Annotated in this window: 16 protein-coding genes; 7 read left to right on the top strand and 9 right to left on the bottom strand. The window is 71.3% G+C overall.

All coding sequences use genetic code 11. The features are described from left to right. Nucleotides 1–3 precede the first annotated feature (3 nt). Nucleotides 4–1,593 carry an ABC transporter substrate-binding protein gene (locus GXW74_RS21890; RefSeq protein WP_246523859.1) on the bottom strand — a complete coding sequence of 530 codons (1,590 nt, stop codon included), beginning with the start codon at nt 1,591–1,593 and terminating at the stop codon, nt 4–6. Between the two features lie 115 nt (nt 1,594–1,708). On the opposite strand from GXW74_RS21890, the gene GXW74_RS21885 reads away from it, so the two are divergent. From GXW74_RS21885 to GXW74_RS21875, 3 genes are read left to right on the top strand one after another with little or no spacing between them, the layout of a single operon-like run. Beyond that, on the top strand, nt 1,709–2,743 hold the full coding sequence (locus GXW74_RS21885) for a histone deacetylase family protein (protein WP_211848722.1): 1,035 nt from the start codon (nt 1,709–1,711) through the stop codon (nt 2,741–2,743). Further along, on the top strand, nt 2,740–3,753 hold the full coding sequence (locus GXW74_RS21880; RefSeq protein ID WP_211848721.1) for a dipeptidase: 1,014 nt from the start codon (nt 2,740–2,742) through the stop codon (nt 3,751–3,753). The genes GXW74_RS21885 and GXW74_RS21880 overlap by 4 nt, the downstream gene beginning before the upstream one ends. Nucleotides 3,754–3,800: 47 nt before the next feature. Then, entirely contained in the window at nt 3,801–5,318 is a 1,518-nt protein-coding gene (locus GXW74_RS21875) for a YifB family Mg chelatase-like AAA ATPase (RefSeq protein ID WP_211848720.1), read from the top strand. A gap of 308 nt (nt 5,319–5,626) precedes the next feature. Here the strand turns inward: GXW74_RS21875 and GXW74_RS21870 are convergent, their stop codons facing one another. The 4 genes from GXW74_RS21870 to GXW74_RS21855 form a co-directional block, all read right to left on the bottom strand. Further along, nucleotides 5,627–6,592, bottom strand: coding sequence for a Bug family tripartite tricarboxylate transporter substrate binding protein (locus tag GXW74_RS21870; RefSeq protein ID WP_211848719.1), 966 nt, complete (start codon nt 6,590–6,592; stop codon nt 5,627–5,629). Nucleotides 6,593–6,747: 155 nt separating this feature from the next. Next, nucleotides 6,748–7,485 (bottom strand): proteasome-type protease, encoded by a 738-nt coding sequence (locus GXW74_RS21865; RefSeq protein WP_211848718.1) that lies wholly within the window; start codon nt 7,483–7,485, stop codon nt 6,748–6,750. A gap of 242 nt (nt 7,486–7,727) precedes the next feature. Next, nucleotides 7,728–8,669 (bottom strand): alpha-E domain-containing protein, encoded by a 942-nt coding sequence (locus GXW74_RS21860; protein WP_211848717.1) that lies wholly within the window; start codon nt 8,667–8,669, stop codon nt 7,728–7,730. Further along, nucleotides 8,663–10,132: a circularly permuted type 2 ATP-grasp protein gene (locus GXW74_RS21855; protein ID WP_456306992.1), complete on the bottom strand. Its 1,470-nt coding sequence runs from the start codon at nt 10,130–10,132 to the stop codon at nt 8,663–8,665. The genes GXW74_RS21860 and GXW74_RS21855 overlap by 7 nt, the downstream gene beginning before the upstream one ends. A 195-nt stretch (nt 10,133–10,327) precedes the next feature. Here GXW74_RS21855 and GXW74_RS21850 point away from each other — a divergent pair, with 195 nt between their 5' ends. Then, entirely contained in the window at nt 10,328–11,962 is a 1,635-nt protein-coding gene (locus tag GXW74_RS21850) for a thiamine pyrophosphate-binding protein (RefSeq protein WP_211848716.1), read from the top strand. A gap of 28 nt (nt 11,963–11,990) precedes the next feature. Here GXW74_RS21850 and GXW74_RS21845 read toward each other — a convergent pair whose 3' ends face one another. Then, nucleotides 11,991–13,400 (bottom strand): amidase, encoded by a 1,410-nt coding sequence (locus GXW74_RS21845; protein WP_211848715.1) that lies wholly within the window; start codon nt 13,398–13,400, stop codon nt 11,991–11,993. After that, entirely contained in the window at nt 13,397–13,603 is a 207-nt protein-coding gene (locus GXW74_RS21840; RefSeq protein ID WP_211848714.1) for a hypothetical protein, read from the bottom strand. Before GXW74_RS21840 ends, GXW74_RS21845 begins: the two co-directional genes overlap by 4 nt. Before the next feature lie 110 nt (nt 13,604–13,713). On the opposite strand from GXW74_RS21840, the gene GXW74_RS21835 reads away from it, so the two are divergent. Continuing rightward, complete coding sequence (locus GXW74_RS21835; protein ID WP_211848713.1) at nt 13,714–14,850, top strand: mandelate racemase/muconate lactonizing enzyme family protein; 1,137 nt, start codon at nt 13,714–13,716, stop codon at nt 14,848–14,850. Nucleotides 14,851–14,874: 24 nt separating this feature from the next. Here GXW74_RS21835 and GXW74_RS21830 read toward each other — a convergent pair whose 3' ends face one another. After that, nucleotides 14,875–15,582 carry a DUF1194 domain-containing protein gene (locus GXW74_RS21830; RefSeq protein WP_211848711.1) on the bottom strand — a complete coding sequence of 236 codons (708 nt, stop codon included), beginning with the start codon at nt 15,580–15,582 and terminating at the stop codon, nt 14,875–14,877. A gap of 103 nt (nt 15,583–15,685) precedes the next feature. Next, entirely contained in the window at nt 15,686–17,389 is a 1,704-nt protein-coding gene (locus GXW74_RS21825; RefSeq protein WP_211848710.1) for a gamma-glutamyltransferase family protein, read from the bottom strand. Between the two features lie 117 nt (nt 17,390–17,506). Here GXW74_RS21825 and GXW74_RS21820 point away from each other — a divergent pair, with 117 nt between their 5' ends. Together GXW74_RS21820 and pstS are read left to right on the top strand one after the other, a co-directional pair. Beyond that, the gene (locus tag GXW74_RS21820) at nt 17,507–18,292 is read left to right on the top strand and encodes an enoyl-CoA hydratase-related protein (protein WP_211848708.1); all 786 of its coding nucleotides are present in this window, start codon (nt 17,507–17,509) and stop codon (nt 18,290–18,292) included. Nucleotides 18,293–18,472: 180 nt separating this feature from the next. Continuing rightward, the gene (pstS, locus tag GXW74_RS21815) at nt 18,473–19,492 is read left to right on the top strand and encodes a phosphate ABC transporter substrate-binding protein PstS (RefSeq protein WP_211848707.1); all 1,020 of its coding nucleotides are present in this window, start codon (nt 18,473–18,475) and stop codon (nt 19,490–19,492) included. Nucleotides 19,493–19,546 lie beyond the last annotated feature (54 nt).

Genomic DNA, 19,546 nt, shown 5'->3' with positions numbered 1-19,546 from the left:
CCGTCAGCCGGCGATGAAGACGTCGTCGAAGGACTTGTGCACGCCGAGTCCGGTGGTGATCACGCCGTGCAACTTCTTGTCGTGGATGGTCGGGAAGGCGAGCTCCGTCAGCCAGATCTGCGGCACGTCCTCGACCAGGATCTTCTGCACCTCGCTGAAGGCGCGCTGCCGGTCGGCCGCGGCCGCGGCATTGCGCGCCTGCTGGAACAGCGCATCCACCTGCGGGTTGGAATAGCCGCCGGTATTGGTGAAGGTCACCCGCTGGATGTTGGTCGAGACATAGGTCCGCTCCACGCCCAGCGTCGGGTCGCCGAACTGGTAGACGAAGTTGATCGTCGTCTCGTACTCCCAGTTGCCGACGCGCCGTGCCCAGGAACCGGCATCGGTGCTTTCCAGTTCGAATGCGATGCCGATCTGGCGCATCGCCTGGCGCAGGTATTCCGACAGCCGTGTCCAGATCTCGCCATAGGGCAGCGGAATGTGCTTCAGCGTGAAGCGCACGCCCTGCGCATTGCGCGGGAAGCCTGCCGCGTCCAGCAGTTCGTTCGCTGCGCGCACATTGAAGGCCGCGATCTTCGCGTTGGCGTCATGGAACCGCGTGGTGGAGGCGACCGGGTTGGTCGCCGGCTTGCCGACGCCGAACCACAGCCGGTTGATGATGAAGTTGCGGTCGATCGCCATCGACATGGCGCGCCGCACGCGCGCATCGTTCAGCGGCGCGACGCGGTGGTTGAGCTCGATCCAGGACAGCGGCGAGTAGTACTGCCACCCGTCGGTGCTCACTTCGAGATTCGGCCGCTGCCGCAGCGCGGGGATGTCGAAGGGTTCGATGTCCGACGCCTGGCTCAGCATCACCTGGCCGGATTCGAGCGCGAGGCGCCGGCTCTGGCTGTCGGGAATGATGCGGTAGATGATGGTGTCGAGATAGGGCTGGCCCGGCTTCCAGTAGTCCTCGAAACGATCCATCCGGACGAAGTTGCCGCGCTGCCATTCCGTGAACTTGAACGGCCCGGTGCCGACCGGCCGCTGCACCGCCGGCGCCGTGCGGTAGTCCCGCCCGTCGAACAGGTGCTTCGGCACGATCGCCGCTGCCGTCGCATCGAACATCAGCAGGAAGGGCTGGAAGGGCTGCTTCAGCACGATGCGCACCGTGTGGGGGTCGGTCGCCTCGCAGGTCTCGATCAATTGGAAGATGGCGCGCGCGCGCGGCGCCAGTTCCATGTGGAACTTCATGATGGAGAAGACCACGTCGTCCGCCGTGAAGGGCTGGCCGTCGTGGAACTTCACGTTCTCCTGCAGCCTGAAGATGTATTCCTTGCCGTCGGGGCTGATCGTCCAGGACTTCGCCAGCACCGGCATGGGTTCGAGGGTCTTGGAGAAGGTCAGCAGCCCCTGGAACATCTTGGGCGCGGCCGCGAGCGTCGGCCCCTGCTGGTTCACGCCGATCTGCAGCACCGGCGGTTCCGGCGTCAGCATCATCTGCAGGGTGCCGCCGCGCCGGGGAGCAACCCCCTGCGCCAGCGCGTCGGAGGCGCGCATCAGCACGGGCGCGGTAGCGGCGGCGGCGATCAGGCCACGGCGCGAGAGGACCATCGTGTTGTCTCCCAGATGACACCGGCAGGCTATCCCCCCCGCGTCACCGGGGACAAGGTGCCGATCCGCCGCCCGCGTGGACAAGCCGCACGCCGCTGCCTAGCCTCGCATCACCATGAAGACCTTCGCGCATCCCGATCAGGCAGGGCATACGCCCACCTTCTTCCTCCAGCGCGGCCAGGTGCGCCGCAACTTCGAGGTGCCTGGCCGTGCCGCCGCGCTCGAGGCGGCGTTGCATCGCCTCGGCCTCACGCCGGCGACGCCGCCCGCGCTGCCGCCGCGCGCGATGGAGGCCGTGCATACGGCCGACTACCTCGCCTTCCTCGCCTCCGCTGCGGCGGATTGGGCACAATTGCCCGAAGCCGGCCCCGAGGCGGTCGCCAATATCCACCCGGCCCCCGAGATGCTGGCGCAGGGCGGCTTCACCGGCCCGAGCATCATCGCCCGCACCGGCTGGTACACCGCCGACACCGCCTGCCCGATCGGCCCCGGCAGCTGGGAGGCGATCCAGGGCGCCGCCGCCTGCGCCCTCGCCGCGGCGGCCGAGGCCGCGCAGGGCCGCACCGCCTATGCGCTGTGCCGCCCGCCCGGCCATCACGCCTATGCGGCGCGCGCGGGCGGACACTGCTACGTCAACAATGCGGCGCTTGCCGCACAGGCGCTGCGCGACGCGGGCGCGGCGCGCGTCGCGGTGATCGACATCGACAGCCACCACGGCAACGGCACCCAGGGGATCTTCTGGGAACGCGGCGACGTGCTGACCATCTCGATCCACGGCGACCCGGATCGCTACTACCCCTGGTATGTCGGCCGCACCGCGGAACGCGGCGCGGGTGCCGGCGACGGGCGCAACATGAACATGCCGCTCGCCTTCGGCACGGCGGATGAGGGGTGGCTCGACGCCATCCGCCACGGCCTCGCCGCCATCCGCGACTTCAAGGCGGAGGCGCTGGTCGTCGCCCTCGGCTTCGATGCCTCGAAGGATGAACCGCTCGCCTCGCTGGCGGTCACCGAGGACGGCTTCGCCAAGGCGGCGGCGATGATCGGCGGCCTCGGCCTGCCCGCCGCGATCACCCAGGAAGGCGGCTACAACGTGGACGTGATCGGCACGCTGCTCGAACGCTTCATGACCGGATGGAGCGGCGCATGACCGGCACCGCCGCCGCGATCCACGCGGCCACGCTGACGCTCGACACGCATATCGACATCCGCTGGCCCGACCCGCCGGATGCATCCACCGAGACCGACCGCCGCGTCGATTTCCCGAAGATGCAGCGCGGCGGGCTGAAGGCCGCGGTCTTCATCGCGTATACGCCGCAGGGCAAGCGAGACGCGGAAGGGCTCGCCACCGCCTCGGCGCGCGCCGAGGCGATGCTGCGCCACATCCGCACCCGCGCGGACGGCACCACCCGCCGCTTCTGCGCGACGGCGGAGGAGCTGGAAGCCGCACACGCCGCCGGCGCGCTCGCCGTGCTCTCGGGCGTGGAGAACGGCAACGCCATGGCGCGCGACCTGTCGCGCCTGAAGCTGTGGCGGGATCTCGGCGCGATCTACCTGACGATCACCCATGACGGCCACAACGACCTCGCCGATGCCGCGCGGCCCAAGCCGGACCTCGGCGACGGCGAGGCCGAGCATGGCGGCCTCTCGCCCCTCGGCCGCCAGGCGATCGCGGAGATGAACCGCCTCGGCCTGCTGGTGGATGTCTCGCACAGCGCCAAGTCCTCGATGATGCAGGCCGCGGAGCTCTCCCGCGTGCCGATCGTCGCGACGCATTCCTGCTGTCGTGCGCTGTGCGACCATCCGCGCAACCTCGACGACGAGCAGCTCGACATGCTGCGCGCCGTCGGCGGGCTGGTGCAGATCACCGCACTTGACGCCTTCCTCCGCCCTGCTCCGCCGGGGGGCCGCTCGCCGGCGACGGTGACCGACATGGCCGACCACGTCGACCACGCGGTGCGGCGCATCGGCATCGACCATGTCGGGCTGTCCTCGGACTTCGACGGTGGCGGCGGCATCCCGGGATGGAAGGACGCATCGGAGACGCTGAACCTGACCACCGAGCTGCATCGCCGCGGCTACGGCGCGCGGGAACTGGACCTGCTCTGGTCGGGCAATTTCCGGCGGCTGATGCGCCTGGCGCAGAAGGCCGCCTTGTAACTCCACGTTGATTTTCACATGTCGTTGCGCCACCCTGACGCAACGTCATGACCATCGCCCGCATCGCCACCTTCGCCTTCGCCGGCATCGACCCCGTGCCGGTCGAGGTCCAGGTGCAGATCGCGCCGGGTCTTCCCGCCTTCCTGCTGGTCGGGCTGCCCGACAAGGCCGTCGCCGAAAGTCGCGAACGCGTGCGCGCCGCGCTGACCGGACTCGGCCTCTCCCTGCCGCCCAAGCGCGTACTGGTGAATCTCGCCCCGGCCGACATCCTCAAGGAAGGGTCGCATTTCGACCTGCCGATCGCGCTCGCCCTGCTGGCGGCGATGGAGATCATCCCGAAGGAGGACGCCGCCGGCTATGCGGCATTGGGAGAGCTCTCGCTCGATGGTTCGATCATGCCGGTGGCCGGCGTGCTGCCCGCCGCGCTGGGCGCCTCGGAGCGCGAGCTCGGCCTGATCTGCCCCGCCGCGCAGGGCGGCGAAGCGGCCTGGGCGGGGCGGATCGAGGTGCTCGCCGCGCCGGACATCCATGCCCTGCTCAATCATTTCCGCGGCGTGCAGTTGCTCTCGCCGCCGCAACCGCCCGCGCTCGAACCGGGGCCGCGCGCCGCGCCCTGCCTGTCGGAGGTGAAAGGCCAGGAAAGCGCCAAGCGGGCGCTCGAAATCGCCGCGGCGGGCGGGCACAACCTGCTGATGATCGGCCCACCGGGCGCAGGGAAGTCCATGCTCGCGGCGCGGCTGCCGGGCCTGCTGCCGGATCTCTCGCCCGCCGAGGCGCTCGAGGTTTCGCTCGTCCATTCCATCGCCGGCCTGCTCGAAGGCGGCCGCCTGGTGATGCGCCCGCCCTTCCGCGACCCGCACCACTCGGCCTCGATGCCTGCGCTGGTCGGCGGCGGCCACCGCGCGCGGCCGGGCGAGATCAGCCTGGCGCATCGCGGCGTGCTGTTCCTGGACGAATGGCCGGAATTTCCGCGGCCGGCGCTGGAGGCGCTGCGCCAGCCGATGGAGACCGGCCGCACCACCATCAGCCGCGTCCACGCCCATGTCACCTACCCCGCACGCTTCCAGTGCATCGCGGCGATGAACCCCTGCCGCTGCGGCTATCTCGGCCAGGCCGGGCGCGAATGCGGCCGGGCGCCCCGCTGCGGGGAGGACTACCAGATGCGGCTCTCCGGACCGCTGCTCGACCGCATGGATCTGACCATCGAAGTCCTGCCGATTCCCGCAGCCGAGCTCACCCGCGCGCCGGCGGGCGAGACCAGCGCCATCGTCGCTGCGCGCGTACAGGCCGCGCGCGACGCGCAGCGCGCGCGCTGGGGCGAGGCCGGGCCGGCGAACAATGCCGAGGCGGAGATCCGCCACCTGCAGCCGCTGCTCGATGCCGAAGCGGAGACGCTGCTCGAAGCCGCGGCGACGCGGCTGCGCCTGTCGTCCCGCGCGCATGTGCGCACGCTGCGGGTGGCGCGCAGCATAGCGGACCTTGCCGGCGATGCGTCGATCCGGCGGGGGCATGTCGCGGAGGCGCTCGCCTTCCGGCATCGCATGCCCGGGCGGGCGGCGGCGTAGGCAGCCCTGCTCGGGGGCAGGCAGGAGGGTTGCGTGGGGTGTAGTGCCGGCGCAATGGGCGGGATTTGGAGGGGCGCCGCCCCTCCAAACCACCCCGCCAAAGGCCGAAAGGCCTTTGGAAGCCTTGACTTGGCGCCGGGCTGCAAGGTCGCCGACGAAGAGCGGAATGATGTGTCGTGCCCGCGACGCATGATACCGAGTGACGGTTTCCAAAGGCCTTTCGGCCTTTGGTGGGAGGGGCTTGGGGAGGGCGAGGCCCTCCCCAACTCAAGCGAGCCCCCCTGCCGCATGACCAACCCTGCCGATCGTCAATCCGCGCGAATGTTGTTGTCCCGCACCACGGCACCCCACTTCGCCACTTCCCGCTGCAGGAAGGTGCCGAGTTCCTCGGGGCTCGACATGATGAGGCGCGCCTGCTGCGTCTCCTGCATGGTGCGGCGCACCTGCTCCTCCGCGAGCGATTCCTTCAGCGCGGCGTTCATGCGCGCGACCGTGGCCTGCGGCGTACCGTGCGGGGCGAAGACGCCCCACCAGGCCTCCGCCTCCAGCCCCTGGATGCCGGCCTCGGCGACCGTCGGCAGGTCGGCGAGCGCCGGCAGCCGCTGCGGGCCGAACTGGGCGAAGGTGCGCAGCGTGCCGCCGCGGACATGCGGGTGCACCACCGCCGCCGAGCCGATCATCATGTCCACATGGCCGGCGACCGTGTCGTTCACCGCCAGGCCGCCGCTGCGATAGGGCAGGTGCGTCATGCGCGTGCCGGTCCTGCCCTGCAGCAGCACCATCGTCAGGTGCCCGATGGTGCCGTTGCCGGTCGAACCGAAGGACACCGCCTCCGGCCGCGCCTTCGCCGCGTCCACCACTTCGGTGATGTTGCGGAAGGGCTTGTCCGGCTTGCAGGCGAGCACATAGGGCGCGCCGCCGATCAGCATGACGGGATCGAGGTCGCGATCGGGGTTGAAGGGAAGCTGCGGGATCAGTGCGGCCAGCGTCGCGTGGCTGTCGAAGGTCAGCAGCCAGGTCTGGCCGTCCGGCCGCGCCTTCGCGACGATGTCCGTCCCGATGGAGCCCGCGGCACCGCCGCGATTCTCCACCACCACCGGCACGCCGAGGCGCTGCGTGAGACCCGGCGAGACCAGCCGCGCGACGGCATCGGTCGATCCGCCCGGCCCGAAGGGCACGACGATGCGGATGGCCGCGCCCTGCGCCCGCAGGCTGGGCGCGGCGAGTGCCGTGGCGGCGACGCCGAGGGTTGCGCGGCGGGTGATGCGGTTCATGGTCGTTCTCCCGTGACGTATGGCCGCAGTGATGCGGCCACACCGCCGACGAGGCAATCCCTCAACCGATCGTGGCGGGCTTCCGGAGGGCGTGCCCCGGGGGGCGCCATCGGCCGCGCCGGGAACCCTTCCCGGCAGCCGCGCCGCGAACGCCGTCAGCCCGGCACCCAGTCCGGCAGGGGCATGGCGCGGTAGGCCTCCCGCAGGCTGTTCGACCAGCCTTCGCGGACCGATCGGAAATAGGGCTCATCGTCGGTGATGCGCTTCCTGAGCGCCACCCGCTGCGTGCCCTCCCGATAGACCAGCAGGTCGAGCGGCATGCCGACCGTCAGGTTCGAGCGCAACGTGCTGTCCATGCTGATGAGCGCGAGCTTCACCCCGTCCACCAGGCTGGTCTCGGGCGTGACGACGCGGTCGAGGATCGGCTTGCCGTACTTGTGCTCGCCGATCTGCAGGAAGGGCGTGTCCTCCGTCGCCTCGATGAAGTTGCCCGCGGCATAGACCATGAACAGTCGCTGCGGCTGTCCGCCGATCTGCCCGCCCAGCAGCAGCGCGACGTCGAAGGCGATGTTCTGGGCGCGCAGCGCCGGGCCGTCGGTCTCGAACACCGCACGCACCGCCGCGCCGGTCAGTTGCGCGGCGCGGAACATGGTCGGCACGTCGCGCAGCGTGTGCGTCTGGCCTTCCAGCATGACGCCTTCCTGCAGCCGATTCCAAACCGCCTGGCTGATGGCGAGGTTGCCGGCCGAGAGCATGGCGATCATGCGTTCCCCCGGCACTTCCTCCACCTGCATCTTGGAGAAGGTGGAGATGTGATCGACCCCCGCATTGGTGCGGGTGTCGGAGAGCAGCACGAGCCCCTGATCGAGATAGAGCCCGACGCAATAGGTCATGACCGGTGCCTCCGCTGCGCGGAAAGACGGGCATTCCAGGTGGCGCGTCAAGCCTTGCCGGACACCCCCCTCGCCGCCCCCCACTTCGGCCCGATGCCCCGCATCGGGCCGGGAGCGCACAGCGCGACCGCGCCCAGACCGTCCGCCGCCCCCGGTACGCCAGTGCACGGCGCGCGAGCCAAGCGCGCGGACGCGCGCGCCGGCGCCTGAGGTCAGAAAAAGACTCTCGATCTCCAGGCCCTTCAGGCCTGGAGATAGAAATCCTGGATCTGCCGCCCGAGTTCGAGGTTCCGGTCGATGGTCGCGGTCAGGAAGTCGTGCAACCCGTCGGCGAGGATGCCGTCGATCCTTCCGAAGCGGAGCTTCGCATGCATCTCCCCGGCCAGTCGGTGGCATTCTCCCCGGCGGCCGCCATGGGCGGCGGCGATGCCCTCCAGCGTCTCATCCAGCCGCGCGTAGCAGGCGACCATGGAACGCGGCAGCTCGGGGCGCAGGATCAGCAGCTCCGCGATCCGCCGCGGCTCCAGCCGGGCATGGTACACCCAGTGATAGGCGCGCAGCGCCGAGACCGAACGCAGGATCGCCTGCCACTGCACATAGGCGACGGCGCCTTCCTCGTCGGCACCGGCCAGCGCGTGGTGATGCACGTCGAGCACGCGGGCCGTGTTGTCAGCGCGTTCCAGCATGGTGCCGAGGCGGACGAAGCGCCAGGCCTCGTCGCGCAGCATGGTGTCGGCATAGGCGCCGTTGAACAGGATGGTGCGGCTCTTCACCCAGTCGAGGAAGGCCGGCAGGTTGTCCGGGGCGAAGGTCGCCTCGGTGGCGCGGCGGGACTCGCTCCAGGTCTCGTTCACCGCCTCCCACATGTCCACGGTGAGGGCGGTCCGCACCGCGCGCGCATTGCGCCGCGCCGCCTCGATGCAGGAAAGGATGGAGGAGGCGTTGGACGCATCGGCGGCGAGGTAGCGGACCACGCTGTCCGGCGTCGGCGCCGCGCCCGTCTCGCGGAAGCCGGGCTCGCAGCCGGAGGCGATGAGCAGCGCGCGCCAGGCGCCGTCGCGCTGGTCCACGCTGCGCATCAGGCTCGCCATGCGCAGCGCGACCTGCAGGCCGCGCGCGACGTTGCCGGCACGCTCGATGTAGCGGCCGAGCCAATAGAGGCTGTCGGCGGTGCGGCTCAGCATTGCGACTGCCCCTGTGCCGCCGGTTTCGCGATGTCGGCGGGGTCGTCCTCCAGCACCCAGGTATCCTTGGTGCCGCCGCCTTGCGAGGAATTCACCACCAGCGAGCCTTCCCGCAGCGCGACGCGCGTCAGCCCGCCGGGGACGATCCGCACCTCCTTGCCGCAGAGCACGAAGGGCCGCAGGTCCACATGGCGCGGCGCGATGCCCTTCTCGACCAGCGTCGGCACGGTGGACAGCGCGAGCGTCGGCTGGGCGATGTATTCCGCCGGCTTGGCCCTGATGCGCGCGGCGAAGTCGGCGCGCTGCTCGGCCGTGCTGTGCGGCCCGACCAGCATGCCGTAGCCGCCCGAACCATGCGTCAGCTTCACCACCAGCTCGTCGAGGTGGTCGAGCACATAGGCGCGGTCCTCGTCGCGCTCGCAGAGATAGGTCGGCACGTTGGACAGCAGCGGCTCCTCGCCGAGGTAGAAGCGCACCATCTCCGGCACGTAGGGGTAGATCGCCTTGTCGTCCGCGATGCCGGCGCCCGGCGCATTGGCCAGCGCGACGTTGCCCGCCTTGTAGGCGGCCATCAGCCCCGGCACGCCGAGCGCGCTGTCGGGCCGGAACACCCGGGGGTCGAGGTAGTCGTCGTCGATCCGGCGGTACATCACGTCCACCCGCTGCGGCCCGGTGGTGGTCCGCATGTAGACGATGTCGTTCTCGACGAAGAGATCGGGTCCTTCCACCACCTCGACGCCCATCTCGTCGGCGAGGAAGCAGTGCTCGTAATAGGCGCTGTTGTAGGAACCCGGCGTCAGGATCGCGACGCGCGGGGTGCCGCGGCAATTCGGCGGCGCCACCGATTTCAGCGTCTCGAGCAGCTCCTCCGGGTAGTGCCCCACCGGCGCGATGCGGTGCCGCGCGCAGAGGTCGGGGAAGAGCCGCAGCATCGCCTCCCGCCCCTCCAGCATGTAGGAGACGCCCGACGGCGTGCGGCAATTGTCCTCGAGCACCCAGAATTCGTGCGGCGCGGTGCGCACCACGTCGATGCCGGCGATGTGGGTGTAGACGCCGCCGGGCGGCACGAAGCCGTTCATCTCGGGGCGGAAGGCCGCGTTCTCCCGCACCAGCGCGGCGGGGATGCGGCCGGCCCGCAGGATCTCCTGCGCGCCATAGACGTCGAGCAGGAAAAGGTTGAGCGCCTTCACCCGCTGCGCCAGGCCGCGGGAGAGTTCCTCCCACTCCGCATGGGCCAGGATGCGGGGGATGATGTCGAAGGGGATCAGGCGTTCCGGGTCGCCGCCCTCGCCATACACGGCGAAGGTGATGCCGATTCGCTTGAACAGCAGCTCGGCCTCGTGGCGGCGGCGCTCCAGCGCATCCTGCGGAGTGGCGGCGAGCCAGCGGGCGACCTCTGCGTAAGGGCCGCGGACCAGACCGTCGGTCGTCATCTCATCGAAGGCGGGGGTGGTCTTTGTCACCGGCAGAAGGTCCTCCGTACCCGAGCCTTGCCGGGCCGGGTGCCCCTGCGCAAGCCTGCGATGAGGAGAGCCTGCCTCGTCCGCGACGTCTTTGCCCAGGATGCGGGCTTTCGCTGCCCAAGCCGTGGCCGCCACGGATGGGCATCGCAGCGCCGCCCGCCTATCCTCCGCATTCCGCCGCCGGAGGAAACACGCATGAACGACGCTGCCGCCGCCACTGCCGCCGATGCCCTGGCCACCGCCTTCGCCGCCGCCGGGACGAAGCGGATCTACGGCGTTCCCGGCGGGGGTTCGAGCCTCGACCTGATCGCGGCGGCGAAGGCGCGCGGCCTCGGCTTCGTGCTGGCGCGGCACGAGACCTCGGCGGTGATCATGGCGGCGACGGAGGCCGAACTCTCAGGCGCGCCGGGCGTCGCACTCTGCACCCGTGGCCCGGGCGTGGGCAATGCGGCGAACGGCATGGCGCATGCGGCGCTCGACCGCGCGCCCGTGGTGCTGCTGGCGGACGGCTTCGCGCCGGCCGAGCGCGCCTTCGCCACCCACCAGTATTTCGACCACGCGGCGATGCTGGCGCCGGTGACCAAGGCGCAGCTCTCGGTCGGCCAGATGGCGGCGGGCGAGGCGGCGACGCGTGCGATCGGCGCGGTGCTCGCCGCCCCGCGCGGCGCGGCGCTGATCGAGCTGTCCGGCAGCGCCGCGCGGCAGCCGGCCGCGCTGCCGGCCGCGCTGCCGGCCGCAGTCGGCGCCCCTGCCCTGCCCACGCCCGAGGCGGACGCCATCGCCGCCGCCCGGCGGGTGCTGGCGACGGCCCGGCGACCGCTGGTGGTGGCCGGCCTCGAAGCCCTCGACGCGGCGGAGGAGCTGCGCGCGCTGGTGGCCGCCCTCGGCTGCCCGGCGCTCGTCACCTACAAGGCCAAGGGCGTGATCGCGGACGCGGACCCGGCCTTCGCCGGCATCTTCACCTGTGGCGCGGTGGAGGGCCCGGTGCTGGACCGCGCCGATGCGGTGATCATGGTCGGCGCCGATCCGGTCGAGTTCATCCCCAAGCCCTGGCGCTGGCCCGTGCCGGTGATCGAGGTGGCGACGGCCCCGCGTACCCTGCCCTACGCGGCGCCGGCCGCCGCGCTGTCCGGCGCCATCGCCCCGGCGCTCGCCGCGCTGAGCGAGGGCGCGGCGCGGTCGGACTGGACGGCGCCGGAGATCGCCGCGCTGCGCGACGCCTGGCTGCGCGCCCTGGCCAATGACCCGCGGCGTGGCATGGGGCTCGGCCCGCAGCGCGTCGTGGAGATCACCCAGGCCGTGTGCCGCCGGATGGGCTTCGACCCGCGCGCCGCAGTCGACGCCGGCGCGCACATGTTCCCCGCCACCACCTTCTGGCAGTGCGAGCGGCCGGGCGATCTGCTGATCTCCAACGGCCTCGCCACCATGGGCTTCGCCGTGCCGGCGGCGATCGCCGCGGCGCTGTACGACCCGGCGCGCGGCGCGCTCGCCTTCACCGGCGATGGCGGGCTGCTGATGGGGCTCGGCGAACTGGCGACGGCGGCGGTGACCGGCGCGCGCGTGATGGTCGTGGCCTTCAACGACGCCACGCTCTCGCTCATCGACATCAAGAAGGAGACGCGCGACCTGCCGGAGGGCGCGCTCGGCTGGCCGCGCGCCGACCTCGCCGCCGCCATGCGGTCGATGGGCGGGGTCGGGCTGACGGCGAACACGGAAGCCGAGTTCGCGCAGGCATTGGAACAGGCCTGCGCCGCATCCGGCCCCGTGCTGATCGACGTGGCGGTGGACCCCTCCGGCTACCCCGCGCAGATCAAGGCGCTGCGGGGGTAGCACGCCCGTCCTGTCGGCGGGTCGCGCGCTACAGCACCGGCACGCGCGCGTGCCAGTCGGTGTCCCGCTGGTAGGCATCCGCCGCCTGCAGCGCGCGGCCTTCGGCGAAGGGCCGGGCCGAGAGCTGCATGCCGATCGGCAGCCCGCGGTCGTCGAAGCCGCAGGGCACGCTGACCGTCGGGATGCCGAGGTAGTTGAACGGCCGGGTATTGGCCGAGACCGCCATGTGCCGCGCCCAGTTGGCGGTGTCGGCATCGATGTCGGTCTCCGCCAGCGTCGGCACGCGCATGCGCAGCGTCGGGGTGGCGACGATCTGGTGGCCGGCGAAGGCCTCCTTGCAGAACTGGCGCAGCAGCGGCCCGCGGCGGGACAGCGCCTCGACATAGTAGTGCCCCGGGATGGCGTAGCCGCCGAAGAGCCGGCCCGAGAGATGGATGGCGTAGTCGCCCGGATGCTCGCGCATCCAGTTGGCGTGGATGGTCGCGCCCTCCACGCGGCTGACCACGGAGACATAGGTGCCGATCGCGCGCAGCGAGGGGCAGGACACGTAGTCCACCTTCGCCCCGCGCGCCTTCAGCACCTCGAGCGCCGACTCGAAGCCCTTCACCACGACCTCGTCGGCGCCGTCGAAGAACCATTCGCGCGGCACGGCAAGGGAGATGCCGCGCAGGTCGCCGGTCAGCGCCGCCTCGTAGTCCGGCACCGCCTCCGGCGCGCTGGTCGCATCGAGCGGGTCCTGCCCGGCGATCACCGTCATGATGCGCGCCGCGTCGCGCGCCGTGCGCGTCAGCGGCCCGACATTGTCCATCGAGAAGGACAGCGGCATCACCCCCGCGCGCGAGACGCGCGTCTGCGTGCCCTTGATGCCGGTCACGCCGCAGATGCCCGCCGGCAGGCGGATCGAGCCGCCGGTGTCGGAGCCGAGTGCGGCGGCGAAGAAGCGCGCCGCCACGCCGGCGCCGGAGCCCGAGGACGACCCGCCCGTGCAGTAGGCCAGGTTCCACGGATTGCGGCAGTCGCCGAAATGCGCGTTGTGGCCGGTCGGGTTCTGCGCGAACTCGGCCATGTTCAGCGTGCCCATGTCGATGGCGCCGGCGGCATCCAGCTTCCGCAGCACCGTCGCCGTCACCGTCGGCCTGAAGCCCTTGCGGATCTTGGAGCCGCAACTGCTCACCTTTCCGGCACGGTAGTACATGTCCTTGTGCATCATCGGCACGCCGGCGAGCGCACCGAGCCGCACGCCGCCGGCGCGCGCCTTGTCCTGCGCCGCGGCGGCTTCCAGCGCCGCCTCGCGGTCCAGGCGGATGACGGCGTTCACCTTGCCGTCATGCGCGTCGATGCGCGCGAGGCTCGCCCGCACCAGGGCCTCCGCGGTCGCCTCGCCCTTGGCGAAGGCATCCGCCGCTTCGGTGACGGACAGCGTCGCGAGGTCGGTCATGCCTCGGGCTCCTGCTCGGCGCGCAGCGCGGCCTCGAAGGTCGAGGGCTCGTCCTCGAACACCAGCGTGCCGCGCACCGCCTCGAATTCCGTGATCAGCGCGGCGAAGTCCTCGAGGCCTCGCTTGCCGGCGGGGCTCGGGCACTCGACGCCGGACCAGAGGCGGATCGCCTCCATCGACAGCGGAACGGGATCAGTCGCCATGCTGGTGCTCTCCATGATCAGGGCCCTTGGATGCTGGCCCCCGCGGAGGGGTTTGCAAACACCGTGCCCGGCTGGCAGCCTCCGCGTAACGACACGAGGAAACGACACCGATGAAGATCGTGGATGTGCGCGCCTTCCCGACCTCCTTCCCGCTGCCGCAGGGCGGCCCGCGCCTCGGCATCGGCCAGGCGGTCAAGCGCGATGCCGTGATGGTGAAGGTCATCACCGAGGACGGCATCACCGGCTGGGGCGAAAGCCATCACGGCCGCGCGCACACCGCAATCGCCAAGCTGATCGAGACGACGCTGCGCCAGCTCATCCTGGGCATGGATGCCTTCGATACCACCGGCATCAATGCGCGCATCTACAAGTACCAGCTCGCGAGCCACGGCATGGGCGCGGCCTGCGCCATGGCGATGTCGGGCATCGACATGGCGCTGTGGGATGCCAAGGGGAAGGCGCTGAACCTGCCGCTGTGTCGACTGCTCGGCGGATCGGCGCGCGCGGTGCCGGCCTATGCCGGCGGCGTCGCGCTCGGCTACCAGGACCCCGTCGCGCTGATCGACGAGGCCGCGCCCCATGTCGAGGCCGGCTACCGCGCGGTGAAGCTGCGCGTCGGCGACACGGTGAAGGACGACGTGGCGCGCATGGAGGCGGTGCGCGACGCCTTCGGCAAGGAGCTCGTCATCCTGACCGACGCGAATATCGGCTACTCGGTCGACCAGGTGCGCCAGGTGATGCCGGAGATGGACCGGCTCAACATCGGCTGGCTCGAGGAGCCCTTCCCCGCCCACGACCACCATTCCTATTCCCAGGCGCGCGGCTACGGCAGCACGCCGCTCGCGGCCGGAGAGAACCACTTCACGCGGTACGAGTTCACCCGCGTGCTCGAGGACGGCGTCATCACCATCTGGCAGCCGGACCTGTCCAAGTGCGGCGGCATCACCGAGGCGCTGCGCATCGCCGCCATGGCCTCCGCCTACAAGATCCCGATCCACCCGCATTCGTCGATGACCGGCGTGAACCAGGCGGCGTCGATCCACTTCCTCGCCGCCATCGAGAATGGCGGGTACTTCGAGGCCGACATCTCGAAGGCCAACCGCTTCCGCGACGAGCTCGGCAGCACGCCCTGGACGATCGGCGGCGACGGGCATGTGCGGCCGAACGCGGCGCCCGGCATCGGCGTGGAAGTGGATGAGGGCTTCCTCGCCGCGAACCCGCCGATCGAGGGTCCGGGATACGTCTGACCGGCGGCGCGTCCGGCGGAGGGTTCACCCGATGCCCCGCGGCCGCGCCGCGATCTCGCGGATCAGCTTCGCCCGCATCGCCCGCGCGAAATCGCGCCGGGCCTCCGCGACGATGACGAAGGCGCCCGGGCCGCCGATCACCTCCCGTTCGTAGTGCAGGCGAAGCGGCTCGCCGAAGCGCGTGACGGGCGCGACCTCGATGGCCAGCGCATTCACCGTGATGCCGTGCTCGACGGCTGCATCGCGCGCCACCGCGGCCGGCGTGACGGACCGCAGGTCGGGTCCGTCCCCCGCCACGTCGATCACGCGGTCCTCGCTGCGGAACGGCGCGGCGGCGATCAGCGCCGCGGAATGCGCGATGGCATCGCCTATCGCGTTGTAGGACTGGCCGGACCGCGGCGCGGTCCGGATCGCCGCCGCCAGCGCCCGGGCCGACGCCGCATCGCGCACCGCCATCCATTCCACCGCCGTCACCGGCGCGCCCGGGCTGCCCCATTCGACCACCGCCACCGCGATGGCGCCGCGCGGCTTCGAGGCGACCGCCGCGAGCACCGCCGGATCCGTCACCGAGTCCGCCAATCCTTCCCGCTGGAGGCGGAACTCGTCGGCGTCGATCGAGCCGGAGGCGTCCATCGCCAGCACGAGCAGAAGGTCCACCACCGGCGCGGCCTGCGTGGCCGCGAGGCCGGGCGCCAGCGCCCCCGGCAGCGCCAGCGCCGCGCGGCGCCGCATCGCGTGTCGTTCCATGCTGCAAGACATGGCCCGCCCGCGATGCGCGGCAAGCCTCACTCCTGGCGCGGCGTCGCCGCCCTGGCCGGCGGGGGCGCCGCCCGCGTCATCCGGCGATGGCGTAGGCAGGCCGGCGCGGATCGGCGCCGGCACGCACCAGCCCCGCCTTGGGGTCGGACAGCACCGCCTCGACACTGCCGGCGAGCCAGGTGATCTCCGGCCACTCCTTCACCTCATGCCCGCGCGCCGAGAGCCCGTCGCGCACGGATCGCGCGATGCGCGCCTCCACCGCGACGCGGGCCGGGAAGTAGTCGAAGGGCGCGAAGGAGGACGGGAAGGCATAGGACGCGATGCGCGGCGCCTCGATCGCCTCCTGCAGCTCCATGCCGAAGTGGAAGACGTTCAGCATGACCTGGAGCATGGCCTGGATCTGCACGTCGCCGCCCGGCGTGCCGAAGGGCATGACGCCGCCATCCGCGGTGACGACCATCGCCGGGTTCGGCGTCAGCCGCGGCCGCTTGCCCGGCGCGACGCCGGAGGGATGCGCCGGGTCCGGCCGCGACTGGCTGCCGCGATTGGACGGGATGATGCCGAGCCCCGGCACCACCGGCGAATTCCACGATCCGTCGGAGGGCGTCGCGCTGAACGCATTGCCCCAGCGGTCCACCACCGCGACGTAGGAGGTGTCGGCCTCCACCTTCGGCAGGTCGGCGCGCTGCGGCCCATCCGCCGGCGTGCCCTGCCCCAGCAGCGGCGGATACATGGAAGGATGCGCGTGGCGGGGGTCGATCTGGCGCAGGCGGGCGTCGAGGTGCTCCTCCGACAGCAGTTCGTCGAGCGGCACCGGCGTGAAGCGCGGATCGCCGAAATGGTATTCGCGGTCGGCCATGGCGGCCTTCACGCATTCGGTGAGCAGGTGGAGGTAGTCGACGGAATTGTGCCGCAGCCCGTCGAAGCCGGCGCGCTCCATCAGCAGCAGGGCCTGCGTCAGCGCCGGCCCCTGGCACCAGGGCCCGCAGGCCAGCAGCGTATGGCCGCGCCAGCCGCGCGCGACGGCGGGTTCCAGCCGGGAGCGGAAGCCCGCCATGTCCTCCATGGAGAGGAAGCCGCCCTCCGCCTGGATGAAGCGGACGACCTCGCGGGCGATGTCGCCGCGGTAGAAGGCAGCATGCGCGGCGGCAAGCCCGGCCATCCGCCCACCCGTCGCGGCGGCGCGGCGCTCCTCCTCCACCATGTAGGCCAGGGTGCGGGCGAGATCGGACTGTACGAAGCGCTCGCCGACCCGCGGCGGCTCCCCGCCCGGGAGGAAGATGGCGGCGTTGGAGGGATAGCGGGCGTAGTCCTCGCGGTGCGCCGCGACGGTCTCGGCGAGCAGCGGGAAGACGGCGAAGCCCTCCGCCGCGTAGCGGATGGCGTGGTGCGCGACATCGCCGAACCCCATGGTGCCGTGCCGTTCGAGCGCGGTGATCCAGGCATCCGGCGCCGCCGGCACGACGGTGCGGCGCACCCCGTCCGGGATCCTGCCGCCATGCTCGCGCATGAAGACATCGGGCGGCAGCGCGCGCGGCCAATGGCCGAGGCCGGCGATGGTCTCCACCGTGCCGTCGGCCATGCGGATCATGATCGGCGCGACGCCAGCCACATTGACCAGGTCCGGCAGCAGGACCCCGAGGGCGATGCCGGCCGCGCAGCCCGCATCCACCGCATTGCCGCCGGCCTCCAGCACGGCGCTGCCGGCCGTCGCGGCCAGGTAGTGGCCGGCCGAGACGGCATGGCGCGGGCCGGACAGGGTCGGGCGTGTGGCGGTCATGGCAGGGTTCCTCCGGCGGTGCGGCAAGCCTCCGCGCGCTTCGGCCATGCGTCAACGCCGGCTTGGCGCGGCGCCGCCCGGCGGCAAGGATGCCACATCCACGAGGGAGAGACGCCCATGCCCGAACCCGTCCTGCTGTCCGTCGACGACCGCGGCATCGCCACCGCCACGCTGAACAAGCCCGCCAAGGGCAATGCCTATGACGAGGACCTGCTCGGCGCGCTGATCGCCGGCCTCGACAAGCTGCACGACGACCCCGCCGTGCGCGCCCTGGTCATCCGCGGCGCCGGCAAGCACTTCCAGGCCGGGGCGGACCTCGACTGGCTGGCCAAGGCAGCGACCTACGGTCCGGAGCAGGCCTATGCCGCCTCCATGGCGACCACCACCGCCATGCAGAAGCTCAACGAATTCCCCAAGCCGACCTTCGCCCTGGTGCATGGCGCCTGCTTCGGCGGCGGCTGTGGCGTGGTCTGCTGCGTCGATGTGGCGATCGCGACGCCGGCGGCGATCTTCGGCCTGACCGAGGTGCGCGTCGGCGTCGCGCCCACCCCGATCAGCACTCACATGGTCCATGCCATGGGCCTGCGCCACACCCGCCGCTACGCGCTGACAGGCGAACGCTTCGACGCCGCCGAGGCCCTGCGCATCGGCCTGGTGCACGAGGTGGTGGCGGCGGACAAGGCGGATGCGCGCCTTGCCGAGATCATCGACCAGACCATGCTCTCCGCCCCGAGCGCGATCGCGATGACGAAGGATTCCTTCCTCGGCGCCAATGGGCTGAAGCTCTCGGCGCGGGAGATGTCGCTGCTCGCCCACGAATCCTGGATGCAGCGCGCCTCGGCGGAGGGCAAGGAAGGGCTTGCGGCGTTCCGCGAGAAGCGCCGGCCGGCCTGGTACAAATAGGTCAATGCAACCTTTGGTTGTGGTGCCTGTGAGTCTCCGACAACCCGGCCGGTTGTCGGAGGGACTGTCATCTTTCTTTCATCAAACTGCAATCGGGAGGACTTTCGGCCCGCCTAGAAGCGCCCCGTGTTGCCCCAGCCGGGGCGGGCACGGTTTTCTCACTGTACGGAGAGAGACGCTGTGAACAGGCGGACCTTCCTTCTCGGCGCCGGGGCGGCGCTGAGCCTTCCGGTTTCCGGCGTGCGCGCCCAGGGCGCGCAGATCACCGGCGCGGGCGCGACCTTCCCGAACCCGGTCTACCAGAAGTGGGCCGAGGCCGCCCGCGGCGCCATCGGCATGCAGGTGAACTACCAGTCGGTCGGCTCGGGCGCGGGCATCAACCAGATCCGCAACCGCACGGTGGATTTCGGCGCCACCGACGCGCCGCTGACCGCCCAGCAGCTTACCGAAGGCAACCTGCTGCAGTTCCCGACGGTGATGGGCTCGCTCGTCGCCATCGTGAACATCCCGGGCATCGAGAACGACCAGCTCAAGCTGACCGGCCCGATCCTCGCCGACATCTACCTCGGCAAGATCACCCGCTGGAACGATGCGCGCATCGTCGAGATCAACCCGGGTCTGAGCCTGCCCTCGCTCGCCATCGCGCCGGCCTACCGCGCCGACGGCTCGGGCACGACCTTCGTGTGGGTGTCCTACCTCGCGGCGGTGTCGCAGGAATGGAAGGACAAGGTCGGCGTCGGCACCTCGGTCCGCTTCCCCGCCGGCACCGGCGCGCGCGGCAATGAGGGCGTGGCCGGCACCGTCCGCCAGGTGCGCGGCGCCATCGGCTATGTCGAGAACGCCTACGCCATCAGCAACCGCCTGGTGACGACGCAGATCCGCAACAAGGCGGGCAATTTCGTGAAGCCGGACCAGGAGAGCTTCCTCGCCGCCGCCTCGGCGGCCGACTGGTCCGTTCCCGGCTTCGCGGCCAACGTGATCGACCAGGCCGGGCCGAATTCCTGGCCGATCGTCGCGCCGACCTTCATCCTGCTGCCGACCAACCCGACGGACGCGACGCGCAGCGCGAATGTGCGGCGCTTCTTCGACTGGTGCTTCGCCAACGGCGACAACCTGGCGAAGGAACTCGAATACATCCCGCTGCCGGAAGCGACCAAGACCGCGGTCCGCGCAGCCTGGCGCGCGCAGTTCGGCGCCTGATGAAAGCGGGGGCCGGCGCGCGCCGGCCCCCTTCCCCCCTGACGGTACGGACGA

This window comes from Neoroseomonas eburnea (genome assembly GCF_018129005.1).
Lineage (GTDB): Bacteria > Pseudomonadota > Alphaproteobacteria > Acetobacterales > Acetobacteraceae > Neoroseomonas > Neoroseomonas eburnea.
Note: the sequence above shows the minus strand (reverse complement) of the source record. Positions and strands in the feature narration are given on the sequence as shown.

Excerpts from the sequence above, each read along its gene's own strand:
- GXW74_RS21880 (WP_211848721.1), top strand. The coding sequence starts at position 2,740 with ATGACCGGCACCGCCGCCGCGATCCACGCGGCCACGCTGACGCTCGAC.
- GXW74_RS21870 (WP_211848719.1), bottom strand. The coding sequence starts at position 6,592 with ATGAACCGCATCACCCGCCGCGCAACCCTCGGCGTCGCCGCCACGGCA.
- GXW74_RS21840 (WP_211848714.1), bottom strand. The coding sequence starts at position 13,603 with ATGGCGACTGATCCCGTTCCGCTGTCGATGGAGGCGATCCGCCTCTGG.
- GXW74_RS21875 (WP_211848720.1), top strand. The coding sequence starts at position 3,801 with ATGACCATCGCCCGCATCGCCACCTTCGCCTTCGCCGGCATCGACCCC.
- GXW74_RS21825 (WP_211848710.1), bottom strand. The coding sequence starts at position 17,389 with ATGACCGCCACACGCCCGACCCTGTCCGGCCCGCGCCATGCCGTCTCG.
- GXW74_RS21890 (WP_246523859.1), bottom strand. The coding sequence starts at position 1,593 with ATGGTCCTCTCGCGCCGTGGCCTGATCGCCGCCGCCGCTACCGCGCCC.
- GXW74_RS21835 (WP_211848713.1), top strand. The coding sequence starts at position 13,714 with ATGAAGATCGTGGATGTGCGCGCCTTCCCGACCTCCTTCCCGCTGCCG.
- GXW74_RS21830 (WP_211848711.1), bottom strand. The coding sequence starts at position 15,582 with ATGCGGCGCCGCGCGGCGCTGGCGCTGCCGGGGGCGCTGGCGCCCGGC.
- GXW74_RS21865 (WP_211848718.1), bottom strand. The coding sequence starts at position 7,485 with ATGACCTATTGCGTCGGGCTCTATCTCGATCAGGGGCTCGTGCTGCTC.
- GXW74_RS21860 (WP_211848717.1), bottom strand. The coding sequence starts at position 8,669 with ATGCTGAGCCGCACCGCCGACAGCCTCTATTGGCTCGGCCGCTACATC.
- GXW74_RS21845 (WP_211848715.1), bottom strand. The coding sequence starts at position 13,400 with ATGACCGACCTCGCGACGCTGTCCGTCACCGAAGCGGCGGATGCCTTC.
- GXW74_RS21820 (WP_211848708.1), top strand. The coding sequence starts at position 17,507 with ATGCCCGAACCCGTCCTGCTGTCCGTCGACGACCGCGGCATCGCCACC.
- GXW74_RS21850 (WP_211848716.1), top strand. The coding sequence starts at position 10,328 with ATGAACGACGCTGCCGCCGCCACTGCCGCCGATGCCCTGGCCACCGCC.
- GXW74_RS21885 (WP_211848722.1), top strand. The coding sequence starts at position 1,709 with ATGAAGACCTTCGCGCATCCCGATCAGGCAGGGCATACGCCCACCTTC.